Annotated in this window: 20 protein-coding genes; 2 read left to right on the top strand and 18 right to left on the bottom strand. The window is 34.8% G+C overall.

The genetic code is table 11. The features are described from left to right. Positions 1-107 precede the first annotated feature (107 nt). Entirely contained in the window at positions 108-1,829 is a 1,722-nt protein-coding gene (locus HUE88_RS02410) for a DNA polymerase III subunit gamma/tau (RefSeq protein WP_194370718.1), read from the top strand. Here the strand turns inward: HUE88_RS02410 and HUE88_RS02405 are convergent. Then, complete coding sequence (locus HUE88_RS02405; protein ID WP_229860128.1) at positions 1,826-3,073, bottom strand: sensor histidine kinase; 1,248 nt, start codon at positions 3,071-3,073, stop codon at positions 1,826-1,828. The two genes, HUE88_RS02410 and HUE88_RS02405, sit on opposite strands and share 4 nt — an antisense overlap. A 140-nt stretch (positions 3,074-3,213) precedes the next feature. Further along, entirely contained in the window at positions 3,214-3,888 is a 675-nt protein-coding gene (locus HUE88_RS02400; protein WP_194370715.1) for a response regulator, read from the bottom strand. A 133-nt stretch (positions 3,889-4,021) separates the two neighbouring features. Here HUE88_RS02400 and HUE88_RS02395 point away from each other — a divergent pair, with 133 nt between their 5' ends. Continuing rightward, positions 4,022-4,477 carry a hypothetical protein gene (locus tag HUE88_RS02395; RefSeq protein WP_194370713.1) on the top strand — a complete coding sequence of 152 codons (456 nt, stop codon included), beginning with the start codon at positions 4,022-4,024 and terminating at the stop codon, positions 4,475-4,477. A 12-nt stretch (positions 4,478-4,489) separates the two neighbouring features. Here HUE88_RS02395 and HUE88_RS02390 read toward each other — a convergent pair whose 3' ends face one another. The 16 genes from HUE88_RS02390 to purL all read right to left on the bottom strand — a co-directional run bounded on the left by HUE88_RS02390 (position 4,490) and on the right by purL (position 23,474). Then, positions 4,490-5,065 (bottom strand): ComF family protein, encoded by a 576-nt coding sequence (locus tag HUE88_RS02390; protein WP_194370711.1) that lies wholly within the window; start codon positions 5,063-5,065, stop codon positions 4,490-4,492. A gap of 3 nt (positions 5,066-5,068) precedes the next feature. Further along, entirely contained in the window at positions 5,069-5,209 is a 141-nt protein-coding gene (locus HUE88_RS02385; RefSeq protein ID WP_194370708.1) for a hypothetical protein, read from the bottom strand. 4 nt (positions 5,210-5,213) lie between these two features. Further along, positions 5,214-7,004, bottom strand: coding sequence for a translation elongation factor 4 (gene lepA / locus HUE88_RS02380; protein ID WP_194370706.1), 1,791 nt, complete (start codon positions 7,002-7,004; stop codon positions 5,214-5,216). 10 nt (positions 7,005-7,014) lie between these two features. After that, complete coding sequence (locus HUE88_RS02375) at positions 7,015-7,941, bottom strand: ribose-phosphate pyrophosphokinase (RefSeq protein ID WP_194370704.1); 927 nt, start codon at positions 7,939-7,941, stop codon at positions 7,015-7,017. Positions 7,942-7,999: 58 nt separating this feature from the next. Next, positions 8,000-9,211, bottom strand: coding sequence for an EAL and HDOD domain-containing protein (locus HUE88_RS02370; RefSeq protein ID WP_194370702.1), 1,212 nt, complete (start codon positions 9,209-9,211; stop codon positions 8,000-8,002). Between the two features lie 39 nt (positions 9,212-9,250). After that, entirely contained in the window at positions 9,251-9,817 is a 567-nt protein-coding gene (locus HUE88_RS02365; protein WP_194370700.1) for a hypothetical protein, read from the bottom strand. Continuing rightward, positions 9,807-10,616: a TIGR00282 family metallophosphoesterase gene (locus HUE88_RS02360; protein ID WP_194370698.1), complete on the bottom strand. Its 810-nt coding sequence runs from the start codon at positions 10,614-10,616 to the stop codon at positions 9,807-9,809. Before HUE88_RS02360 ends, HUE88_RS02365 begins: the two co-directional genes overlap by 11 nt. Then, positions 10,616-13,606, bottom strand: a complete 2,991-nt coding sequence (gene mfd, locus HUE88_RS02355) for a transcription-repair coupling factor (protein WP_194370696.1) — start codon at positions 13,604-13,606, stop codon at positions 10,616-10,618. Before mfd ends, HUE88_RS02360 begins: the two co-directional genes overlap by 1 nt. Positions 13,607-13,625: 19 nt before the next feature. Further along, entirely contained in the window at positions 13,626-13,964 is a 339-nt protein-coding gene (locus tag HUE88_RS02350) for a bactofilin family protein (RefSeq protein ID WP_229860127.1), read from the bottom strand. Positions 13,965-13,972: 8 nt separating this feature from the next. Next, a complete protein-coding gene (locus HUE88_RS02345; RefSeq protein ID WP_194370692.1) occupies positions 13,973-14,917 on the bottom strand; it encodes a M23 family metallopeptidase in 945 nt (314 codons plus the stop codon). Then, positions 14,910-16,058 carry a bifunctional folylpolyglutamate synthase/dihydrofolate synthase gene (locus HUE88_RS02340; protein ID WP_229860126.1) on the bottom strand — a complete coding sequence of 383 codons (1,149 nt, stop codon included), beginning with the start codon at positions 16,056-16,058 and terminating at the stop codon, positions 14,910-14,912. The genes HUE88_RS02345 and HUE88_RS02340 overlap by 8 nt, the downstream gene beginning before the upstream one ends. Next, a complete protein-coding gene (locus HUE88_RS02335; RefSeq protein ID WP_194370690.1) occupies positions 16,058-17,596 on the bottom strand; it encodes a GGDEF domain-containing protein in 1,539 nt (512 codons plus the stop codon). The genes HUE88_RS02340 and HUE88_RS02335 overlap by 1 nt, the downstream gene beginning before the upstream one ends. A gap of 24 nt (positions 17,597-17,620) precedes the next feature. Continuing rightward, a complete protein-coding gene (locus tag HUE88_RS02330; protein ID WP_194370682.1) occupies positions 17,621-18,142 on the bottom strand; it encodes an LPS assembly lipoprotein LptE in 522 nt (173 codons plus the stop codon). A gap of 4 nt (positions 18,143-18,146) precedes the next feature. Then, positions 18,147-20,597, bottom strand: coding sequence for a leucine--tRNA ligase (leuS, locus tag HUE88_RS02325; RefSeq protein WP_194370680.1), 2,451 nt, complete (start codon positions 20,595-20,597; stop codon positions 18,147-18,149). Positions 20,598-20,716: 119 nt separating this feature from the next. Then, on the bottom strand, positions 20,717-21,055 hold the full coding sequence (locus HUE88_RS02320) for a DUF6394 family protein (RefSeq protein WP_194370678.1): 339 nt from the start codon (positions 21,053-21,055) through the stop codon (positions 20,717-20,719). A gap of 202 nt (positions 21,056-21,257) precedes the next feature. After that, positions 21,258-23,474 (bottom strand): phosphoribosylformylglycinamidine synthase subunit PurL, encoded by a 2,217-nt coding sequence (purL, locus tag HUE88_RS02315; protein ID WP_194370677.1) that lies wholly within the window; start codon positions 23,472-23,474, stop codon positions 21,258-21,260. Positions 23,475-23,515: the final 41 nt, after the last annotated feature.

Below are 23,515 nucleotides of genomic sequence, written 5' to 3'. Positions count from 1 at the left end.
AAAATAATTTTCTCTATTGTATCATTATGTAAATTACATTAAAATGTTTTGAGAAGATTTTAACTCTATTAATGTTAGAATCGCTATAACTAAAAATGGAGTGATATGTGAAAGAGAGTTCAGAGGTATTAGCAAGAAAATATAGACCAATTAATTTTGATGAGCTTATCGGTCAAGAGACAATTTCTCAAACTCTATCACTAGCACTTGACTCTAACAGACTCTCTCATGCCTACCTTTTCTCCGGTCTTCGGGGAAGTGGAAAGACTTCTACGGCCCGCATCTTTGCAAAAGCTCTTATCTGTGAGCAGGGATTAAGCCACAAGCCTTGCGGGTCTTGCCAAAACTGTATCTCTGCACTCGGAAACCGTCATATCGACATCATAGAGATGGATGGGGCTTCATCAAGAAAGATAGACGATATCAGAGATTTAATCGAGCAGACGAAATATAAACCGGCAAGTTCAAGATTTAAAATTTTTATTATAGATGAAGTCCACATGCTGACCAAAGAAGCATTCAACGCTCTTCTTAAAACACTTGAAGAGCCTCCTTCTTATGTAAAGTTTATCTTGGCTACTACCGATCCTCTTAAGCTGCCTGCTACAATACTTAGCCGTACTCAACACTTCAGGTTTAAAAGTATTGCTACAAATAAAATTATTAATCATCTGGCACATATTTTAAACATTGAGGGGATTGAATATGAGTCAGATGCCCTTGAAATATTAGCCAGAAGTGGGAGCGGAAGTCTAAGAGACACCCTAACTCTGCTTGACCAAGCAATTATATATTCTAAAAATCATGTAGATGTTCGCACCGTTACTGATATGCTTGGGCTGGTCGATCCTAAGTTCATTAGTGAGCTTTTTAGAGCCGTTTTTGCAAAAGATTATGCACGTCTTGTAGAGCTTACAAAAGTTCTTGAGGATTATGAGGCAGATATGGTAGTAGATGAGCTTATAGCATATCTTAAAGATAGAATGTACTCTAGTGACGCCCTATACTCAACATTAGTTTTAGACAGATTTTTTAGAATTTTAAGTGAGTCGAAATACCTATTTAGCATAAATGCCGATGGTTCATTTGTACTGTCACTTATATTTTTCAAGATGATAGAAGCTCTTCGAATAAAAGAGGTTGATCAAATGATTGAGTCTCTTCAAAAAGAGATTAGCAGGCCATCTATTGCTGTATCTATCCCTGAACCTATTCAAGTAGCACAAACACAACAAAACATTGTTGAGCAGACAATTGAAGATGAAATACAAACATCACATGTAGAAGATGAAATGACTTCAATCACACCGGAGAAAGTTCTACATGTAGAAGTAGATCCAAGTCTAAGAGTATTTCAAGAGCTAATAGCAAAAATCAGAGATAGAAATTTTGAACTTGGTGAGTGTTTTGAAAAAAGTATTAGTTTTATATCTTATGGAGACAGCATTTTAACCTGGGAGAGTTGTGCCGATGATGAGTGCAAAAAAGCTTTAACACATGGCTATTCTGCAATTAAACAGCTAGTTAGAGAAGTATTCGGATTTAAGACAAAGATTAAACATGAAGCCTGCACAAAAACTGTTCAGGACTTACATGTAGAGCCAGTGAAATCAGCACCAACGATTGAACAACCGATAATGCAACATGCTCAAAGCACCTCAATGGTAGAAGATGCAGAGATAGGCGGAAGTGCTAGCTGTGTAACAAACTGTGAAAGTAGCGACTCTTCAAAAGAGATAGATGCTGTTCAAATGAAGGATGAGCCGATGGTTCAAAAAGCAGTAGAACTTTTTGAAGCTAAAAAGATGACAATTCAGTCTAAAATTTAACTCTTTAGCATATTTTTTATGTTAAAACTAAAAACTGAACCTTTTGCAAACTCTGAATCGATTTCAAGGTGAGAATTTAGTGATTTTAAGATATAACTTACCATAGCTAAGCCTATCCCCATAGAGTTGTCCCAGCTATTTTTGTCAACTCTGTAAAACTTACTAGTCACCTTGTCTAAATGTTCCTCTTTAATCCCTATTCCGCTGTCTTGAATTGATATTTTTTCATTTTTCAATATAATTTTTACATCACCGCTTGAATATTTCAGGGCGTTGTCAACTAGGTTTATTAACACTAATTCCAGCATTGTTTTATCACTTATAACTACCGCCTCATCTGCTTCAACTATAATATCTCTATCTTTGTATTTTGAAGATTGATTTAACGAAACTTCATGGCACAACTCTCTTAAGTCAAACTCGCTATTATTAATGGCTAAGTCCCCATTATCAAGCTTTACAGATAGAGCCAATCTATCTAACATTTTAGATATTTTTTCACCGTTTGAACTAATTTTTTCCAAAAACTTATCACGAATCTTCGGTGGCATATCTGCATCTTCTCTAATTGTTTGAGCATACCCGACAATAGATGCTATTGGATTTTTAAACTCGTGAGAAAGTGCTGATAATATATCGTTTCTTTGTTTATTTATCAATCTTAGTTTAGCAATGTTCTTTATTTTCTTTTTATCATTTTTAGCAAGTTTTTTTACTAAATTTTTCAGAAGTAGAGAAACTTGCAAAAATTCATAAAAGTACTCAATTTTTATAGTCGCATTATAGTTTTTGTTTGATATTTCATCTAAATAGTTTGTTATTTGTGAAATATCATAGACTACCCTTTCACTCATTTTTTTTGAAATAAAAGTAGAAATCAAAATTATTCCAATAAAAACAAAAAATAGTTTTATCCATAATGAGTAAAAATCATCCATTATCTGAGCCAAACTCATAGAGAGTCTAATATAAATCGTCTCACTATTAATGTTGATTTTTTTAGCAACGTATAAAAAATCAACTTTTAGTGTTTTAGAATATCTTGTTATATCAGCATACTTGTTTGAATTAGCCTTAATTATCTCATATCTACTACCATGATTGTCCATACTCTCTTTATCTGCGTTAGACTCAGCTATCACTATACCATCGGCATTTAGAATTGTTACTCTAAGAGAAGTTTTGTCATGGACTTTTGCTACAAATTTATCCAAATTTTCTATGTTGTCTAATTCTAATTCCATTAAATCTATAGAATGCTCGAGATGATTTTTATTGTGCTCTATAATTATAGATCTTAGTGCCATATAACTAATAAGAGAGGTAACAAGAAGAGCACCAACAAAAAGGACTAAAAATTTAATTATAAATATTTGATGTATTTTTAGCACAGCTTGTACCCAATTCCACGTACTGTCTGTATATAATCTTTTGTTTTATCTGGGTCAATTTTCTCTTTAAGACGATTTATGGCAACATTTACAGTCCTATACTGGTACTCTTCACTGTCCCCCCAAACATTTAACAAAAGATGATCACGATCAAGAACCATATTTTTATTCAAAATAAACTCACATAAAAGATTGAATTCTAGTTTTGTAATATCAATATTTTTTCCATCAACGCTAAGCGCTCTTGAGCTTTTATCCAAAAAAAGATCTCTGTGAGATAGATTGCCTTCATCTATTTTTTTACTTGTTCTTCGCAACATTGCTTTAACACGTAGTAGCAACTCTTTCATATTAAAAGGTTTGGTGATGTAATCATCCCCTCCTCTTAAAAAACCCTCTTCTATATCTGAGTCTCTATTTTTTGCACTTAGGTAAATAACAGGTGTAGCTATCCCTTTTTTTCTTAGTTCTTGCACAAACTCACTCCCCTCAACGCCCGGAAGATTTCTATCCATTATAAGAAGATCTATCTCCTCTTCATCGAGTATTTGAGATACTGTCTTCGTATTTAAAAACCCTACTACTTCATAACCTTCTTTGTCTAAGTTGTACTCTAATAATTCCAGTAAATCTTCTTCGTCATCTACAATGACAATTTTTGCACTCATTACATTTCCTAAAATTTTATATTTATTATTGTACCCTAATGTTGATACGGTTTAATTACGAAGCTGTAATAATAAATATTTATAGTAAGTAAAGCAAATTTCATTTATAATAGTAGCAAAGAGGAGGGTCGCAATGTTTGTTTCATCATATAGTACATATATTAGCACAAACTCTTCCGATAGGACAGAAAAAAATAGGGAGGGTCAGTCTAAAGATGAATCTAAATCTTTTAACTTAAAATCTTCTTCCGACTCTGCTACTAACTTTTCTCCTACCAAAAATCTCCCTATAGATTATGTTTCAAACTATAAATCGTTTAATAATCAGCAAAAACTCCAAGAGCAGATAAAAAGTCAAGATGAGATAAGATATACAAACATAAAAGATATCAAAAATGCAAAAGCAGCTTATGAAGATAACTCTAAAATGTTTTCACTCTCAAAAAAACCGACTACTTCTTTAGACCAAACACCAAAAATAAATAAAGACTTGCCAAAAAGTATTCAAGAGTTAAAAGAGCATAAACTGCGACAAGCAATGGTAAACACATATTTGGCAAACGATAGATATTACCAACTAACAGCCTAGTTTCTTTTTTATCTATACAATCCTAACGTCTACCAAAGTCAAACACAGCAGTACCTCTTTTTTATTTGACTCTATTTTTTGAATAGCTTGACTAAGTGTAGAACCTGTCGTAATAATATCGTCAACCAATATAACTTCTTTCTCTACAAAGTTTTTCAATTCAAAATTTCGTGGATTTATCAGTCTAAATTCTTTGCTTTTGCCTGAATATGAAACCCTATTGTTAGCTCTTAATTTATTAAACTTAGGTTTTATATATTTACTATCAAGTGACTTGTTTAAAATTGCTGTATGTGAATACCCACTTTTTACATGATCATCAATTGCTATAGAAGCTACAGGAGACTCAAGTTTAAATTCTGATGCAAACTTTAACAAAGAATTTTTTGCCAATATTGAATATATATAAAATCCTAAATCAGTATGTTTTGTGTGTAGTAAATCTTTTATTTCATTATATTTATAAAAAGATATAACTTCAATATTGTTTAAAATTTTTCGTTTGTAGATTGAGGGAGTTAGAAAAGTTGTTTGACATGTAGAACATATGTGTGCAAAAGATAAACTTTCACACAACATACATCTCATGGTTTAGTCCATTTTTAAAACAGACATAAATGCTTCACTTGGAAGTTGCACTTTTTCTACAATAGTGTCTCCTTCTTTTGCGAACAAGTCCACAAAAGAATTCCTATCACTAAAGCTTTGGCTATCGCCAAGATAAAAGTGCATTTTTCTAATCCATTTTTAAAACAGACATAAATGCTTCACTTGGAAGTTGCACTTTTCCTATGGACTTCATTCGTTTTTTACCAGCTTTTTGTTTTTCCAAAAGCTTGCGTTTACGAGTAATATCTCCACCGTAACACTTGGCAGTAACATTTTTACCCATAGATTTTACTGTTTCGCGAGCTATAATCTGAGAACCCAAAGATGCTTGAACAGCTACTTCAAAAAGTTGACGAGGAATTATCTCTTTCATATTTTTGACTAAAATACGCCCACGTGATAGAGCTTGATTGCGAGGAACTACAATACTTAGTGCGTCTACTGCTTCCCCCGCTACTTTAATATCAAGTTTAACAAGGTCACCTACTCTAAAATCTAAAGGCTCGTAATCAAATGAAGCATAACCTTTAGAGATAGACTTTAAAGTATCATAAAAATCAACCACTATCTCATTCATTGGCACTTCATACTCAAGCATAACTCTATTTTCATTAAGGTAAGTCATCTTGCTTTGTGTACCGCGTTTATTTATTAAAAGAGTTATGATATTACCAAGGTACTCACTTGGAGTAATAACTGTTGCTTTTACATATGGCTCTTCAATTCTATCGATTTTATTTACTTCTGGAAGCTCTGAAGGATTATGAACATTAATTTTTTCACCATTGTTGAGATACACTTCATATAGAACAGATGGGGCAGAAGCAATTAAGTCAAGGTTAAATTCACGCTCAAGTCTCTCTTTCACAACTTCCATATGAAGCATACCTAAAAACCCAACACGGAAACCAAAACCAAGGGCTAAAGAGGTTTCAGGCTCATAAGATAAAGAGCTGTCATTTAGTCTTAGTTTATTTAGTGCATCACGTAAACTTTCAAATTCATCCGTATCTATTGGGTATATGCCGGCAAATACAAATGGTTTAGCAGGTTCATATCTTCCAACAGGCTCCAATGCAGGATTTTTAGCATCAGTAATCGTATCACCAACATTAATTACACTAACTTCTTTTAGCCCTAGAACAACTATGCCAATTTCGCCACACTCAATAGTACTGGTTTTGATTTTTTTCATAGGGTGAGGATACATTAAATCTAAAATTTGATGCTCTTCACCGTTGCTCATAAGCTTAATATTTTGACCTTTTTTAACTTTACCGTCAAAAACACGAACAAGGGCAAGAGCACCAAGATACTGATCAAACCAAGAGTCATAGATGATAGCTTTTGTTGTTGCATCAGGGTCACCAACAGGAGCAGGAATTCTATCTACGATAGCATCAATAAGTGCACGTATACCAACACCTGTTTTTGCAGACACCAAACAAGCATCAGTCGCGTCTATGCCTATGCTTGTTTCAATCTCTTCTGCAACTTTTACAGGATCAGCAGCAGGCAAGTCTATTTTATTTATAACAGGGATTAGTTCTAAGTTATTCTCCATTGCCATATAAACATTTGCAATAGTCTGAGCTTCAACGCCTTGTGCAGCATCAACAATAAGTAATGCTCCATCGCTAGAAGCAAGGGACTTACTTACCTCATAAGAAAAATCAACATGGCCAGGAGTGTCAATAAGATTTAAGATGTAGTGCTCACCATCTTTTACATAATCAAGCCTAACACTTTGAGCTTTAATGGTAATACCGCGCTCTTGCTCAATATCCATAGTGTCCATCATCTGTTTTGTAAGTTCTCTATCACTTACTGCGCCACACTCTTGTATAATGCGATCGGCTAGTGTACTTTTACCATGGTCAATATGAGCAATGATAGAAAAGTTTCTAATATTTTTCAATAATTATCCTCTATTCAAAGAGAGAGTTTACACTCTCGTTGTGATACACTCTGCGAATTACTTCAGCAAAAAGTGGTGCGACTGACAACACTTTTATTTTTGCATGCGGTTTAGTCTCTAATGTGTTAGTAATAATCAACTCATCTAGTTCACCATTATCTAAGTTTTCATAAGCTTTTCCACTAAGGACACCGTGAGTCGCACATGCCATCACTGATGCTGCACCGTTGTTCTTAAGTGCAGTAGCAGCTTTTACCATAGTTCCAGCAGTATCCACCATATCATCAATCATAATTACATCATAACCCTTAACGTTTCCGATGATATTCATAACTTCACTCTCGTTAGCTTTTTCACGGCGCTTATCAACGATAACCATCTCTAAACCCATTCTTTTTGCAAAGTATCGAGCACGAGCGACACCGCCAATATCTGGAGATGCAATAATAGGTTTTTTAAGATTTTTACTTTTTATGTAGTGCTCAAACGTTACTGAGCCATATAGATTATCAACTGGTATGTTGAAAAACCCTTGAATTTGTCCAGCATGAAGATCAATTGTAACAACTCTGTCAATACCAGCAGTTTCATACATGTCAGCAACCAATTTTGCAGTTATTGGAACGCGGGGCGCAGCTTTTCTATCCTGTCTTGCATAGCCATAGTAAGGAACAACAGCCGTTATACTAGAAGCAGATGAGCGGCGAAGAGCATCTGTCATAATAAGAAGCTCCATTAAGTTGTCATTTGACGGTGACCCGGTTGATTGGACAATAAATACATCTCGACCGCGAACACTCTCAGCAATTTGAACTGAAATTTCACCGTCACTAAAACTCTTAACATCAGCCTTGGCTAATGGAATATCTAAAACTTGACAAATTTCTTTTGCAAAATCAACACTTGAAGATCCGGCAAAAATTTTATAACCACGCATGGTATTCCTTCTTGGAAAAAATGATATATGATTATACAAAAATAGTGCTGAGATGTTGTTAAAGTTTGCTTTTGTCTATTTCAACTCCGCCGTATTCTAATGTATATATTAAGTCAGTAGTATCAAGCTTATCAAAATTAGCAATCATTATTTTTTTTAAATACTCTTTTTCTGCTGTCTCTGCTCTCATTAAACTACCGGCAAAGATTCCTTTTTTTTCTAATACCAAAGATGTAATATCACTGTCCATTTTTACATGATTCATCAACTCTTTTATATCTGTCTCGAAAATAGAACTAAGCATAGAGAACATGCCAGCAAGATATGCTTTGTCCTTGTCTCTAGGGTTAGCATCTGCTTCCATTCTTTCTGCTCTTTTTATAGCTAATTCAAGCAAAGTTTTAGAAGCGGGATTTTTAGAAACTTCAGCATATAGGTATACCATTAGCCATCTTAATAATTTACTCCTGCCCATTAAAGTAATAACTTGAATCAATGATTCAACTTTTACACTTAAACTTTTTGAATTATTGAAAAACTGGATAAGTTTAAAAGATAGGTCAGGCTGTTTTTTTATAAAAAATTCCAATTTATCTGTCTCGTTATTTTCTTTTATAATTTTTATTAGCTGTAATATAATAAACTGAGCCGGCTCTTTTGATCCTATAATCTCTACGACTTCAGGTTTATCAAGATAATAACCCTGAAAGAAGTCAAAACCCATATCCAAATAAGTTTTATGGTCTTCTTTTGTTTCAATATTTTGTGCTAAAAGCTTAATTCTGCCACCTTTAAACTTACTCATAACTTTTTGTAAATTTTCCGGCTCTGATAATTCAACATCCATTTTTATTATATCTATATAGTTAAATAATCTATTAAATTTTTTAATCATTTCTGCACTTGAGTCAAAATGCTCTATTGACAATATAAATCCCCTTTTTTTATACTGTATTATTTTAGCAATTACTTTTTCTGTCAACTCAATATTTTCTAATATATTTAGAATAAACCTATCTTTGTCTAAAACATCTAAAATACCTTTTAAAAGTGTCTCCTCATCTATATTTATAAAAGCTAAAGTTTTCTGTCCCAATAATTTGTCTAACTCTACGCTTGTAATGGAACTCATAATTAATTGCGCTGTCCCTTTAACATGGGTTGAGAGACCTGTTCTTTGGTCTTCACTGTCTTTAAACACAAGTTCATATGCAAACAATCTATTTTTATTGTCAAATATTTTTTGTTTAGAAATATTAATCACATTCATTGGTCATATCCTTCATTGGGTATATTATATCATCATGCTTTATTTATTTTGCTGGGTATTTTTTAATTCAAAAACTATTTTATCAGCGCACTTGTTAATGTCTACGATATGAACACTCAATGATTGTGCAATTTCTCTATACTCTCGACCTACAATTTTTCTCTCATACATAACTTCTGAATCCATATATCTTGTGAGTATTTCTGCATTGAAAAGAAAATTACTGTTTATACTAAAAAGAAATTTAACCTCATCATATAAATCTTTTCTTTTAATACTCTCAATAATACTATTGGTACTATTTTTCAACTCCTCTAGTTGTGCCCCATTGTTGTATGCAATAAAGCTATCAGAATCTACGATTGATTTATATTTTTCTTTTTTACTATTATTATACTCTTCCTTGACTTGCTGAAAAAATACTTTTTTGCTTTGGATAAAATCTGGCAGAGATTTAATTAGTTTTTGCGTATCATTTTTTAAACTATTGTACATATTCAATCTATTCTCTGGTGAGCAACTGCTCATCTCAGCATTAACTGCTTCTGTGTACAGAAGCAGAGATAGGAATAAAAAAAGTTTTTTTGTTAAGTCTTTATTTTTCAAGCCACGCCTCGCTTTTTAAAATTTCTCCATCATCAAATTGTTTCAGCTTAAATGCACTGGTGCACTCCCCATTACTAAAATCCATAACGGCAATTTGAAGTATCTTTTTACATTTTTTAGGAATATCAAAATGACCCTTCATGCCAGTCAAAAACTGTTTTAACGGTACTTTTTTATCCATACCTATAACATTGTCTCTACACCCGGTAAGTCCAATGTCTGTAAGATAAGCTGTTGCATTTGCTATTTGAAAATCGTCAGTAGAGACGTGGGTATGTGTTCCAATAATTGCGCTGACCTTACCTTGAAGAAGCATCATCATACCCCTTTTTTCACTTGTCGCTTCTGCATGAAAATCAATCAATATGTTTTTCACCCCATCTGCATGTAGAGATTCAACTGTCTCTTTTGCCTTGCGAAAGGCATTGTCAACAAGAGGCATAGAGAAGTGTCCCATAAGGTTTAAAACTGCTAACTTCTCCCCGCAAACATCATAAACTTTACATCCTGTTCCACTAACTCCATCAGGATAGTTGTGTGGACGAAGTATCTCATGTGTGTCAAACAACTCTTCCACCTCTTTTTTATCCCAAGAATGATTTCCCCCTGTCATGCAATCGAGTCCATATCCAACTATTTCATTTGCATTTTTTTTAGTTAATCCAAATCCATGTGAAGTATTTTCATAGTTTGCTATAACAAAATCAATCTTATACTCTTCTCTAATTTTTGAGAGATAGTTCTTCAACATGTCTCGACCCGGACTACCTACAATATCACCGATAAAACCTACTCTCACTAAAGCACCTTTGGTTTGTTATTTCTTAAATAATAAAGCACTGCTTTTACAATGTCATCATCATCTTTAGAGTCTGATGTAATACTCTCTTTTGCATCATTCATATATGTGAAAGTTATATTTTGTCCATAGTTTGAAACAGACTTTATCTTTTTATCTAAGCTCAGAAGCTTAATAACCATTAACTCAAAAAACTGTTTTGTCGGGGTATCCAACTCTCCAAATCTATCCATAACTTCTTCTTGTATCTCATATATCTCAACAGCATCTTCGCAGGCTGAGAGTCGTCTGTAAATATCTAGGCGGAGTCTGTCCTCTTTTACTATTTCATCAGATATAAAAGCACTTATTGCAAGTTTAATATCCACTTTTGCTCTCTGCGTCTCCATAGTGTTACTTAGGAGCTTTATGGCATCTTCTAGCATTCTAAGATAAAGAGAATAGCCTATGTTCTTAATGTGCCCACTCTGTGCATCACCAACAAGATTTCCGCCACCGCGTATCTCTAAATCATGATATGCCAAAACCGCACCACTACCAAGAAATGAGTTTGATTCCAGCGCTAAAAGTCTCTTTTTTGCTTCATCGGTCAAGTTTTCTTTATTTTTTACAATAAAATATGCAAAGCCTTCAGCATGTCCGCGTCCAACTCTACCGCGAAGTTGATGAAGGTCTGCTATACCAAATCTGTCTGCACCGTCAACAATTATAGTATTTACATTTGGCATATGAATTCCAGACTCTATAATAGAGGTTGCAATCATAAGATCATACTCTCTTGCTTCAAATTTTAAAAGCTCTTTTTCTGTATCAGCTGCTGATATTTTGGAGTGAAGCATAACAACTCTGAGGCTTGGAAGAAGAGCTTTTAGCTCACCAAGTTTTATTGGCATGTGGTCTATAGAGTTATGCACATAAAAGACTTGACCACCACGGCGAAGTTCTCTTAAAATAACCTCTTTTATAAGTTTTTCACCATACTCTTTTACAAATGTTCTAACCGGTAGTCTCTCACTCGGTGGAGTTAACAGCTGCGACATTGTTTTTATAGAACTCATGGCCTGATTAAGGGAGCGTGGAATTGGCGTAGCACTCATGGATAGAAGATGCACATTATGATAAAGCTCTTTTATCTTCTCTTTTTGCTTTACTCCAAACTTATGCTCTTCATCTATAATAACTACACCTAGATTTTTAAAGTCGAGCCCAAACAAAGAGTGTGTACCGACTACAACATCCAACTCTCCGCTTGCCAGTGCTTTTATGACACTACTTTTATCTTTAGCACAGACAAATCTATCTAGCTTTGAGTATCTGATACCTAAGTTTTTAAACCTCTCATCAAGTGAGCGGTAATGTTGCGCCGAGAGGAGTGTGGTTGGAACTATAAGAGCAGATTGGAAACCTGATTTATAAGCTGCAAAGATAGTATTCATAGCAACTTCTGTTTTGCCAAAACCAACATCACCGCTGAGGAGTCTGTCCATTATATTGCCTGAGCTCATCTGAGTTATTATCTCATCAATAGCTTGTGTTTGATCTTGAGTATAAAGAAATCCTGCATTGGACTGAAACTCCTGCAACTCTTTTTTATTAACATTTATTTTAGGTGATTTTATCAGTGCTCTCGCTGCGGCTGTGTTTACAATCTGACCAGCAATCTCCATAAGGCGTTTTTTAACCTTATCTTTTAGTTTTCCAAAACTACCTTTTCCAAGTCTGTCTAAAACTGGTGTTGAACCTCCAGAAGCTATATATCTATCTATAACCTCTAGATTTTCTACCGGCAATAAAATCTTGTCATCACCGACATATTTTATAACTATAAAATCTTTAACACCGCCAAGGATTTCAGCCTGCTCAATTCCTTCAAATATCCCTACCCCATAATCTTCATGAACTACATAATCACCGTTTTTTAAATCATCAAGTAAAATTGAGCTTTTTCTTCTTCGTCTCATTTTATCTGGTTTATTAAGTGATATTACAAGTTCATCTTTACTAAGAATATTTAGAATATACGGAGCATAAACCTCTGTTATATTTTTAAGTTCAAACAAACCTGCTTGTTTCATGACAGCTTCATTAGAGGCTATTATTGTCACTTTTTTATCTTTGTGAACTTTTAGAAGAGTCTGAATATCTACAACGACTAACTCTTTAAAATCATCAGCTTCAGGCAATAGTTCGAGGTTAAAACACTCTCGTGAGATTGTTGGATTATTAAGAGCATAGGCATCTATTAAAATTGTGTCTAAGTTTCTAATGAGTTTTGCATTTTTGTTCTCTAAAAAGTTTGAAGCATTCTCACCCAGATGCCATAGACCCAAAGAAGCAATATCCTTAACAAGAGAGTCAAACTCACTTAGTTCTATCTTCTTATTGAGGTCATTAAACTCATCTTCATCTAAAGAGTAAAAAGCTGGTGTTATAACAAAGCTGTCGAGCTCCTCTTTTTGTGTTCTTTGAGACTCTAATTCAAAATATTTTATCTGCTCTATCTCATCATCAAAAAGTGAAATTCGAATAGGCATTTTAGAAGCTGGGGCATAGATATCTATAATATCTCCGCGAAAAGATATTTCTCCTTCAACCTGAACCATATCTACAAAGTTGTAACCCCAAAACAGCATCTGCTCTTTAAACTCACTCAGTCTTATTTTCTCTGCAAACTCTATGGTAGTTGAGTTAAGTAAACTCTCTTTTGGCAGATTAAAAAGCAATGTTTTTAAAGGGGAGATTACTAGTGGCTTCTTTTTGGCTGTGTAGTATGTTCTAAGAGCAGAAAAAAGCTGATGAAGTTCCTCTTTGAAAACTCTTAAATCATCTCCAAACCCTGCTCTGAAATCTGGAAAGACCAAAACATCACGTTTGAAAAATTTGGCTACGCTTTGCAGTTCAAAAGCTTCTTTTGAGTCCTCACAAATAAGAATCTCCAACTCAGAGGTTTGCGCCGTTTTAAAGTGTTTAAATAATAAATTTTGAGACATTACTGTAGACTAAAGAGGACTATGATTTTATCTCCTCTTTTTCAATATTTTTTACTATTGTATCTGCGGGCAATATTGTTGGAGCTTTTGTGGCATCTATTACTGTGCTGTTTCCTTCAAAAATACCTTTTGCTTCAATAACCAGCTCACTGGATTCAATACTTCCATTTACTCTTCCATTAGCTTTTATCTCAACTCTAGCGGCATGAATACTACCTTCTATATACCCCTGAACTACCAATCTTTTTGTAGAGACATCACCTTTAATATGTCCGTTTTTACCAATGTTTACCTCTTTATTTGAGTGGATAACACCCTCAAACTCACCATCTACATATAGATCACAGGCTAGATTCATCTCACCTTTTATTTTAGAGCCAGCTGTGATGATGGTAGTGTTTGTGTCGGGTTTGGTACTTTTATGTGTGCTGTCGCTGTTATTAAAGATTGCCATGGTATTTTTTTTTCCTTTTCAAATATCTCTTTATAATTTTTTACACTCCATTTTACAAATTCAAAAGGGTTCACCGCCCTTTGAATAAATCTAATTTCATAATGGAGATGTGGGCCGCTGCTCATTCCTGAATTACCGGTATAGGCGACTAAATCACCTTTTTTTACAAATTTTCCTGATTCTATCACAATTTGGTTTAAATGTCCGAAGTATGACCTAAAACCATAATTATGCTGAAGTATTACAAGATTGCCAAAGCCGCTACGTTTGTGAAGCCCAGCCCATTCGACTATTCCATCGGCCGTTGCATATACAGGTGTCCGCATTTGCGCTTTCATATCAATACCGCGGTGAAGCTCTTTGGAGCCTAGCGTTGGATGAATTCTGTAACCGAATGTACTAGTCACACCTTTATATTCTACCGGTGAACCGCTGGGTATAAACTGCAAGAGAGTTGCCATATGCTCAGAATTGAGCTTAGTAGCATTCACTCTTTCAGTAAGTGTCATATCAGCAACTGGGGATATCCCTATAAGAGTCTCTATCTCGGAGAGTGAGTCGGAAACTTCCGTAAGCTCTTTTTTTTTATCTATAAGTGCCAACTGTGTATGTTTGATACTCTCGTCCAGCGCTATATTTTTTTCTTTTAATGATATATAGGCATCCTCTATATCTTGCCTCTTCAGCTCCATTGCGTCAACGGAACTGCTTAAATATAGAATAGTTACTACTGCGGTAAAACCGACAAATCCAAAAAAAACCACCACATAAAAAATAGCTTTTTTTATAATTTGATGCAACTTAAACTGCTTTACCCCGTTGTCATCATGTATGGTAATAGTAAAGTGGTTATACATTGTGTCCTTTCAAAAAAGCTTCTACAACACTGAAAGATCCGAAAACCAAATAATTATAGTTCGGTTTAACCTCTTTAAATATAGTATATTTTATCTTTAAAGAAGTTAAAGTACTTTTAAGTACCTCTACTGATTCTATTCTTTCATCATCTATTTCTATAATCTCCACATGTAGACATATTGGCTTTAATATTTGCAGTATATCTTTGTAGTTCTTATCTTTATAACTATTATAAATTATTATATACTTATCTGGGCTCAATGCATCAACAATGCTCTTTGCCGCTAATGGGTTATGACCAACATCAACTATAACATTTTTGCCTATTTTAGACAATCTGCCAAATAGTTTTGCATTTTTAAAATTGGCAATATCATACTCTATTTTTAAAAAGTTTAATGCGCTTATACTTAAAGACAAGTTGTTACTCAAATACGGGGCAAGGGAGAGTTCCTTAGAAATAAGATCTATATTTTTTCTATCATTCTCGTCTAAAAACTCATCAATTTTATAAATACTTACAGATTTTTTCTCTGCTATATCGTTTGCCGCTTTGTATACATCACTCTCATTTTGAAAAGCCAAAATAGCACTGTTTTGTATGGCATTTAATTTTGTTGTCGCAATTTCTTCTATAGTTGAACCCAGAAACGATTCATGATCCATAGCAATAGGGGTAACAAGCGTTAAACACTTTGGAAATACTGCCGTGGCATCAAACTCACCGCCAAGTCCGGCTTCCATAATAATATAATCACACCCGGCAAAAGCTATCATAGCCAATAGAGTTGTGTATTCGAAGTAACTAAGAGAGTCTAAATCAGACTTTGGTAAAAGCTTTTGCAAATCTACATGTGAATTTTCTAAAATCTCATCACTGCTATCATTGCCATTTAGCCAAACTCTCTCATTAAATTTTAAAATATGAGGTGATGTATAGTGTCCACAGTTCAAGCCGATAGAGTGGAGTGCCTGAGCTAAAAAGCGACCTGTCGTACCCTTGCCGTTTGTCCCTATAATATGGACTATTTTAGGAATATGTAAAGATGATTTTATCTTTTCATATATGCGAGGCATACGTGTATAATCAATATTTTTATAATAGAGCGGCTTTGCGCTTAAATACTCTTGCAGTTTCACTAATGCACGACTCTGTTTCTGCCATCTTTTTTAGCTTTATAAAGGTTTTCATCGGCAGATTTAATTAAAGTATCAATCGATGGGTGTTTGCTTCTCTCGCTTACTCCACAACTTACGGTAACTTCTATTCTCTCTCCTTTATACATGAACCTAGCTTTTTCAACTTTTACTCTAACTTTTTCAGCGAATATAGCGCCGCCTTCAGCATTTGTTTCTTCCAAAAGTGCCATAAACTCTTCGCCACCGAATCTTCCAATAATATCAACATTCCTTGCTTCAGCTTTTAGTATTTTTGCAAAAGCGGACAGCACAGCATCCCCAGCGTCATGTCCGTAATTATCATTCACAGCTTTAAAATAATCAAGATCAAACATAACAATACTGAAGTTATGGTTATATCTCTCAAATTCAGATTCTTTGATACTTATAAGCTCATCCAATGCTCGTCTGTTGCTTAGTTTTGTTAAGAAATCTTCTTTAGACTCTTCTCTTGTTTTCTTCAGCTCCTCTTCTAATAATACTATTTTGTTGGAGAGTGCCTTTACTTCGCCATTATGATTTTTTAAGTCTTTGCTTAAAGCTTGAGTATTCTCTTCGAGTGCTACTGCTATTGTAAAAAGTTTTTTGTGGGCAATTTTAAAATTAGTAATAGGATCTTCATTATACTCTTCCAGTTCAACTTTTATTTTTTGAATCTCAACAGTGGAACTGTCTGAACGTTCAATCATATCAATTAATCTTAGTGAGAGTTTATCAAGGACACCATCAAGTGACGTAATCATATCTCTAACACTCTGTTTATCAAGTGCAATTCTTAAAGATATAGCAGATTTAATCTCAGCTTCAACACTAACACTCTCTAAAAGTGATGGATTTTTCTTAATTTTTTGACTTATGCTGGCTATTTTCTCATTTACACTCGAAGCAATTGAAGGAACTAATGATGCAACCAACAAAGAAGCTATTGAAGATAATTCCATTGGAGCTACCAATTTGTCAGATGATATAATATTCAAGCTCTCTATGCTCTTTTTTAAATCAGTATTATCAATTTGACCCAAAGATTTTAATTTTTCTAAAAAAGTATCATCATAAGTAGTTATAAAATTAACCCATAGTTGTCTAAATTGATCTATCTGAGTGGCCGATGCCTCATTATTTAATAAATCAATACTTTTTCTGGCTAAATCACTCGCCTCTTTGTTATGAAGTACCTCAACAACCTGAAGCACTCTTTTTATAAAAATTGTCTCTGACTCTAGTAAATTTGCGCAGTGTGAGCTATTGGTTCTATTAAGTTTTGAGATTAAAAAGCGTGCCAGCTCCGACATAGTTTTTACTCTATATTGAGTTATCTCTTTTTGAAACTCTTTATTTAGAGTATCTTTGAATTTTTCTACATGTGAGCAATCTTCTATATTCATTCCTGCTTTACTAAGCTCAGTACAGAATGCCTCAGCATAGAAATCAGGTGTTAATAGTTTTCCCTCTAATTCTAATCGTTGTACAGCTTTTTTAATGATCCCTTGAATAGTCATATTTTCTCCTCATTTGTATAGCTTTTACTTTTTAGATCTAGCACCCTCGGCAGACACTTGCGCTATAAACGATCTAATAGCCCTTTGTGTACTAAAGCCAATAGCTTCAAACCTCTGCTGATCAGTCACAATAGCATTTGGGGCAACTGCAAAATCATAGTTCCCCTTAGCCGAATAGTTTTTTGACAAGCCATTATTCAACTTCTCTATAGAGAGGGTAACACTCATTCTATAGCTCACAATATAGCCATTAACATCATAAACAATTGGAACATAACTAGGCGCACCCATGTTTAAAATAAGGTGAGTATCAGAGAGTGCTTTAGTTACTAACGATGCTTGAAAAACCTCTATTATAGCCCTGTCTACAGCATCTTTAATAATAACAGTATTTTCTGGGTCTTGTGCTGAGATAACTACACTCGTACTTATTTTATCACCTAATGAGTTGCGAGCAAACTTTGCACTTGGACTATAACCACATGCACTAATTGTCAAAAGAACAACGAAAGAAATCAGAGTTATTTTAGTCTGTGCATAAGTCATATATCTACCCTTTTACTACAAAATTAACTAGCTTGTTTGGAACTAAAATCTCTTTGATTATATCTGTACCTTCAAGCCATTTAGAGGCACTCTCTTTGGCTGTTGCTATTATATTCTCTTTGGAGTCATCAATTGCAACTTCAATCTCTGCTCTTCTTTTTCCATTTATTGAAACACCTAGTGTTATGGAATCTTCGACAAAAACCTCTTCTAAAACTTTTTGAGCACAAAGATTTTTAAGTGAAAAACATTTACTGCTTATTTCCCAGCAAGCATGTGGAATTACAGGCTCCATTATTGAAGATAGTATCCAGTAACCTTCACTCCAAATATCACTATTTGATTGAGTGTTTAGAGCATTAATAGCTTCCATAACACCAGCTATCATAGTGTTAAAAGTATATCTCTCATTATAAACATCATTTGCACGAACCAATGCTTCATAAACCTTTTTTCTTGCAAATTTTTCATCTTTTGAGAGTGATGAATGGTTGATTACAGGAATTGTGTTTGTTTTTACTACATTTGAACTTCTGTCAAAAAATCTTTTTATAAACTTATAAGCACCCTCTACCGCACTGTCGTTCCACTCTAACTCTTGTGTCGGAGGAGCTGCGAAAAGTATAAAAAGTCTTGCCGTATCTGCACCGTATTTCTCTATTAAAGCATCAGGGTCAACTGTATTACCCTTTGATTTAGACATTTTAGCGCCGTCTTTAAGAACCATTCCCTGAGTCAGGAGTCTGTCAAATGGCTCATCAAAATCCAAGTAACCTAAGTCTCGAAAAACTTTTGTAAAAAATCTTGCGTATAAAAGATGTAGTATTGCATGTTCAATTCCACCAATATAGTGGTCAACGCCCATCCAATACTTAATCTGCTCTTTTGAAAATGCCTCTTTTTCCCAATTTTTCGGTGATGCACAAAAACGTAAAAAATACCAAGAAGACTCTACAAATGTATCCATAGTATCAGTTTCTCTTAAAGCATCTTTGCCACATGTAGGGCACTTGCAGTGTTTCCATGTAGGATGATTGTCAAGAGGATTTCCCTCACCCGTAATCTCAACATCTTGTGGAAGAGCAATTGGAAGGTTCTCTTTTTTCTCCATCACTATGCCACAATCATCACAGTGGACAAATGGTATAGGGGCACCCCAATATCTCTGACGAGAAACACCCCAATCTTTTAGTTTATAATTAGTAGTTTTTTTACCTATCTTATTCTCTTCAAAATATTTAATGATGTTGTACTGAGATTTTTTAGAGTTAAGTCCATCAAACTCCCCTGAGTTAAAAAGTTCACCAACTTCTGTATAAGCCTTATCTTCACTAAGCTCATCGTCAAAAGGTTTTATTACTGCTTTAATCTCTAAGTCGTACTTCTTGGCAAAATCAAAATCTCTCTCATCATGAGCTGGAACTGCCATAACAGCCCCAGAGCCGTAGTCCATAAGAACGAAGTTTGCAACCCACACAGGAACTGTTTTACCAGTTAAAGGATGCACTACATGTAGGTTTAAAGAGACACCTGATTTCTCTTTTTGTCTATCTATTGATGAAGTAGTTTTCATGTTTTTTATTTGAGATATCACTTCATCGCTTAGTAGTGAATTCTCAATCATATAGGTAACTATTTCATGTTCAGGAGCAAGTGCAGTATAGCTCACACCATAAATAGTGTCCGGGCGAGTTGTGAATACATCAAAACTTTTAAATTTATTATTTAGTTTAGAAGATGATTCATCATCAAAGAAAAAGTCAAAAGCTAGTCCATTTGATTTTCCTATCCAGTTCTCTTGCATAGTTAGAACCTGCTTAGGCCAGCCACCCTCAAGCTTTTTCAAATCATCTAAAAGTTCATCACCGTACTGAGTTATTTTAAAGTAGTACTGATTCATATCTTTTTTAACAATTGGAGTGTCACATCTCCAACAACACCCGTCTACCACCTGCTCATTTGCTAAAACTGTCTGATCATGAGGGCACCAGTTTAAAAGACCTTTCTTGCGGTAAAGAAGATCTTTTTCAAACATGTCTATAATAAAACCTTGTTCAAACTTAGTGTAAAGCTCATCACTAGTTGCTAGTTCACGCTCTTTAGAAAAAGAGAAACCTAAAGTTTTAAATTCACCCTTCATATAGTCTATATTGTCATAAGTCCAACCCTTAGGGTGTGAACCATTTTTAATAGCTGCGTTCTCAGCTGGCATACCAAAACTGTCAAAGCCTATTGGATGAAGGACATTAAAACCTTGTTGTCGGTAGTATCTTGCAAAAGTATCACTTAAAGTATAGTTTCTTACATGCCCCATATGAAGTCTTCCGCTTGGAAACGGGAACATACTTAAAATGTATTTTTTCTCTTTTGTAAAATCTTCACTTGGCTCAAAACTTTTGTTTTTTGCCCAATACTCCTGCCACTCTTTTTCTATGGTCTTTGAACTATATTCCAAATTTTATATTTCCTAATCTATTATGATTTTTTGACTCCAGAGGAGTCTTGCTTCGGTCGTCTGTGCGGCGCAAGCGAAGTAAAAGGGATATTGTTCCTTTTACGAACTAGCAGTAAACTCTAATAATCATCACGATTTTTTGAACTCTCTATATAAACAAGACCCATCGAGAAAACATTTGCAATCAATGCACCGATTGTAAGAGCAATTGCCCACTCTATATTTCCAACAACTTGCAGATAGATAAAAGCTGGAATAAGGTGTAAGTCTGCCACCAAAGATGAGGCTAAAAGTTCTGCAGAGAGAAGGTTTCTAACACCAATTTTTAAAAACGTTGAGACCAGATTTAAACTGCCAGCAGCAAACAATGCCGTAGCGCTATGCTCATACAAGAACCCAGCTATTGATGTTAAACTCATCAACGAGAAAAATACATATATTACTTTACCCCAATCCATATTGACACCTTTTCTTTAAATTAATTAGAGAGATTATACAAAAAGTATCTTAAGGAGTGACTGAATACAAATTTATGCCAAGATCATTATTTCAGCCAATGACTTAAGATTAGATTGCTACATATATAAAGGAGTTTTGTGAGTAAAAATTATGAGTTTGTTTTTTTGTAATTTATGATGGGTTTAAAGCCATTGAGAAAGATTAGATATCTCTCTCTATAACTTTTTGAAATGTGTTGAAATAGTTATCTTTAAGTGCGCTCATACTCATAGTAACATCGTTAATTTTGATAGTTTCTCCACCTACTGTTCCGATTTTCTCACAAGCCATTGACTCATCAAGCATTGCTTCAAAAGCTTCTTGATTTTCAGGTTTAACTTCAATGATAGCTCTACTCATAGACTCAGCAAAAATATCACGCTCATCTTCTACACTCATTTCAACATCACATCCAAGACCTGAAGTTGCAGACATTTTAGCTAACGCAATAGCAACACCACCAGAACTTGCATCTTTAGCGCACTCCAGTAAGTGTTTTTTGTTACCCTCAATTACTAATTCCCATAGAGCTAACTCTCTTTTGTAGTTTATCTCAGGAAGAGTTCCTGCAACGGTGCCACAAATCTCTTTCATATAAAGCGAACCGCCAAATTCAGACATTGACTCGCCAACTAGATAAAGAGCATTGCCCTCACCTTGGAAGCTAGACATAAGTACATTGTTCTGATCATCATTTACACCAACAGTTGCTATTGATGGTGTTGGAAAAACTGAAACACCATTTGTCTCGTTATAAAGAGAGACATTTCCACCAATAACAGGGGTAGTTAGCTCAGCACATGCCTCTTTTATACCAAGACAACCCTCTCCAAATTGCCACATAACTTCCGGATTCTCAGGGTTTCCGTAGTTAAGACAATCTGTAATAGCAAGTGGTCTAGCACCACTCATAGCTACATTTCTACCACTCTCAATAACTGCAGCAGCAGCTCCACCTTTAGGGTCAATGTAGCAATAACGCACATTACAGTCAGCAGACATAGCAAGAGCTTTTCCATTCTCTTTTATACGAATAACAGAGGCATCAAGCATCCCGCCATTTTTAACTGTGTTGGTTTGTACCATTGAGTCGTACTGAGTGTATATCCATGCTTTATCAACCACTTCCATACTTTTTGTCAGTGTTTCAAACGCCGTCTGATTTGACACTTTGTCAAAATCATTAATAGTTACATTGGCAATCGTATCTAAGTATTTTGGTCTTTTCATTGGACGGTTTAACTCTGGTGCTTCTTCACTTACCGGGTCTACTGGAACTTCCGCACACTTCTCTCCATGCCAGAACAATTCCATGTTACCGGTTGCAGTTACTTCACCAATAACAGCAGCGTCTAAATCCCACTTTTCAAAGATATCAATAATTGCCTGTTCTGAACCTTTCTTAGCACATAAAAGCATACGCTCTTGGCTCTCTGAAAGCATAAAATCGTAAGGAGTCATATTTTCTTCACGAGCAGGAACTTTATCAAGATGCATTATCATCCCTGAACCAGAACGTCCAGCCATTTCAAAAGAAGAAGATGTAAGTCCGGCTGCCCCCATGTCTTGAATACCAACAACATAGTCAGTTTTAAACAACTCTAAACACGCCTCAAGAAGAAGTTTTTCAGTAAACGGGTCACCAACTTGAACAGTAGGACGAAGAGATTTTGACTCCTCCGTAAAACTATCAGAAGACATAACCGCACCACCTAGACCGTCACGACCAGTTTTTGCACCAACGTACATTACCGGATTGCCTATACCCTCAGCTTTGCCGTAAAAAATCTCATCTGTTTTTGCAAGACCTAAAGTAAATGCATTTACTAAAATATTTCCGTTATAACACTCATCAAAACTTGTTTCACCACCAATAGTTGGCACACCCATGCAGTTTCCATAACCGCCGATTCCAGCAACAACACCTCTAACAAGGTAACGTTGATGAGCAGATATTTTGTCATCATTTAAAACATTACCAAATCTAAGAGCATTTAAGTTAGCGATAGGACGGGCACCCATTGTAAATACATCGCGCATAATCCCACCAACACCAGTTGCCGCACCTTGATAAGGCTCTATAAAACTTGGATGATTATGTGATTCCATCTTAAAAACAGCAGCATAGCCACCACCAATATCAATAACACCTGCATTTTCACCTGGACCTTGAATAACCCATGGCGCTTTAGTTGGAAACCCTTTTAAGTGTACTTTTGAAGATTTATAAGAGCAGTGTTCACTCCACATAGCCGAAAAAATACCTAGTTCTACTAAGTTTGGCTCACGATTTAAAATCTGTTTTATATGTGTGTAATCTTCTTGGGAAAGCTTATGGTTTGATAACTGTTCTTCGATGTTTTCTAGTTGTTGGCTCACTGGTGAATCCTAAAAATTTAGTTTTTAAAAATGGATTATAT

This window comes from Candidatus Sulfurimonas baltica (assembly GCF_015265455.1).
Taxonomy (GTDB): domain Bacteria; phylum Campylobacterota; class Campylobacteria; order Campylobacterales; family Sulfurimonadaceae; genus Sulfurimonas; species Sulfurimonas baltica.
This window is presented reverse-complemented; position numbering and strand designations above follow the sequence as displayed.

What these genes read in the sequence shown, in the direction of transcription:
- HUE88_RS02405 (WP_229860128.1), bottom strand. Translation starts at nt 3,073, where the DNA reads ATGGAATTAGAATTAGACAACATAGAAAATTTGGATAAATTTGTAGCA.
- HUE88_RS02400 (WP_194370715.1), bottom strand. Translation starts at nt 3,888, where the DNA reads ATGAGTGCAAAAATTGTCATTGTAGATGACGAAGAAGATTTACTGGAA.
- HUE88_RS02395 (WP_194370713.1), top strand. Translation starts at nt 4,022, where the DNA reads ATGTTTGTTTCATCATATAGTACATATATTAGCACAAACTCTTCCGAT.
- HUE88_RS02390 (WP_194370711.1), bottom strand. Translation starts at nt 5,065, where the DNA reads ATGAGATGTATGTTGTGTGAAAGTTTATCTTTTGCACACATATGTTCT.
- HUE88_RS02385 (WP_194370708.1), bottom strand. Translation starts at nt 5,209, where the DNA reads ATGCACTTTTATCTTGGCGATAGCCAAAGCTTTAGTGATAGGAATTCT.
- HUE88_RS02375 (WP_194370704.1), bottom strand. Translation starts at nt 7,941, where the DNA reads ATGCGTGGTTATAAAATTTTTGCCGGATCTTCAAGTGTTGATTTTGCA.
- HUE88_RS02370 (WP_194370702.1), bottom strand. Translation starts at nt 9,211, where the DNA reads ATGAATGTGATTAATATTTCTAAACAAAAAATATTTGACAATAAAAAT.
- mfd (WP_194370696.1), bottom strand. Translation starts at nt 13,606, where the DNA reads ATGTCTCAAAATTTATTATTTAAACACTTTAAAACGGCGCAAACCTCT.
- HUE88_RS02350 (WP_229860127.1), bottom strand. Translation starts at nt 13,964, where the DNA reads ATGAATCTAGCCTGTGATCTATATGTAGATGGTGAGTTTGAGGGTGTT.
- HUE88_RS02345 (WP_194370692.1), bottom strand. Translation starts at nt 14,917, where the DNA reads ATGTATAACCACTTTACTATTACCATACATGATGACAACGGGGTAAAG.
- HUE88_RS02335 (WP_194370690.1), bottom strand. Translation starts at nt 17,596, where the DNA reads ATGACTATTCAAGGGATCATTAAAAAAGCTGTACAACGATTAGAATTA.
- HUE88_RS02330 (WP_194370682.1), bottom strand. Translation starts at nt 18,142, where the DNA reads ATGACTTATGCACAGACTAAAATAACTCTGATTTCTTTCGTTGTTCTT.
- HUE88_RS02320 (WP_194370678.1), bottom strand. Translation starts at nt 21,055, where the DNA reads ATGGATTGGGGTAAAGTAATATATGTATTTTTCTCGTTGATGAGTTTA.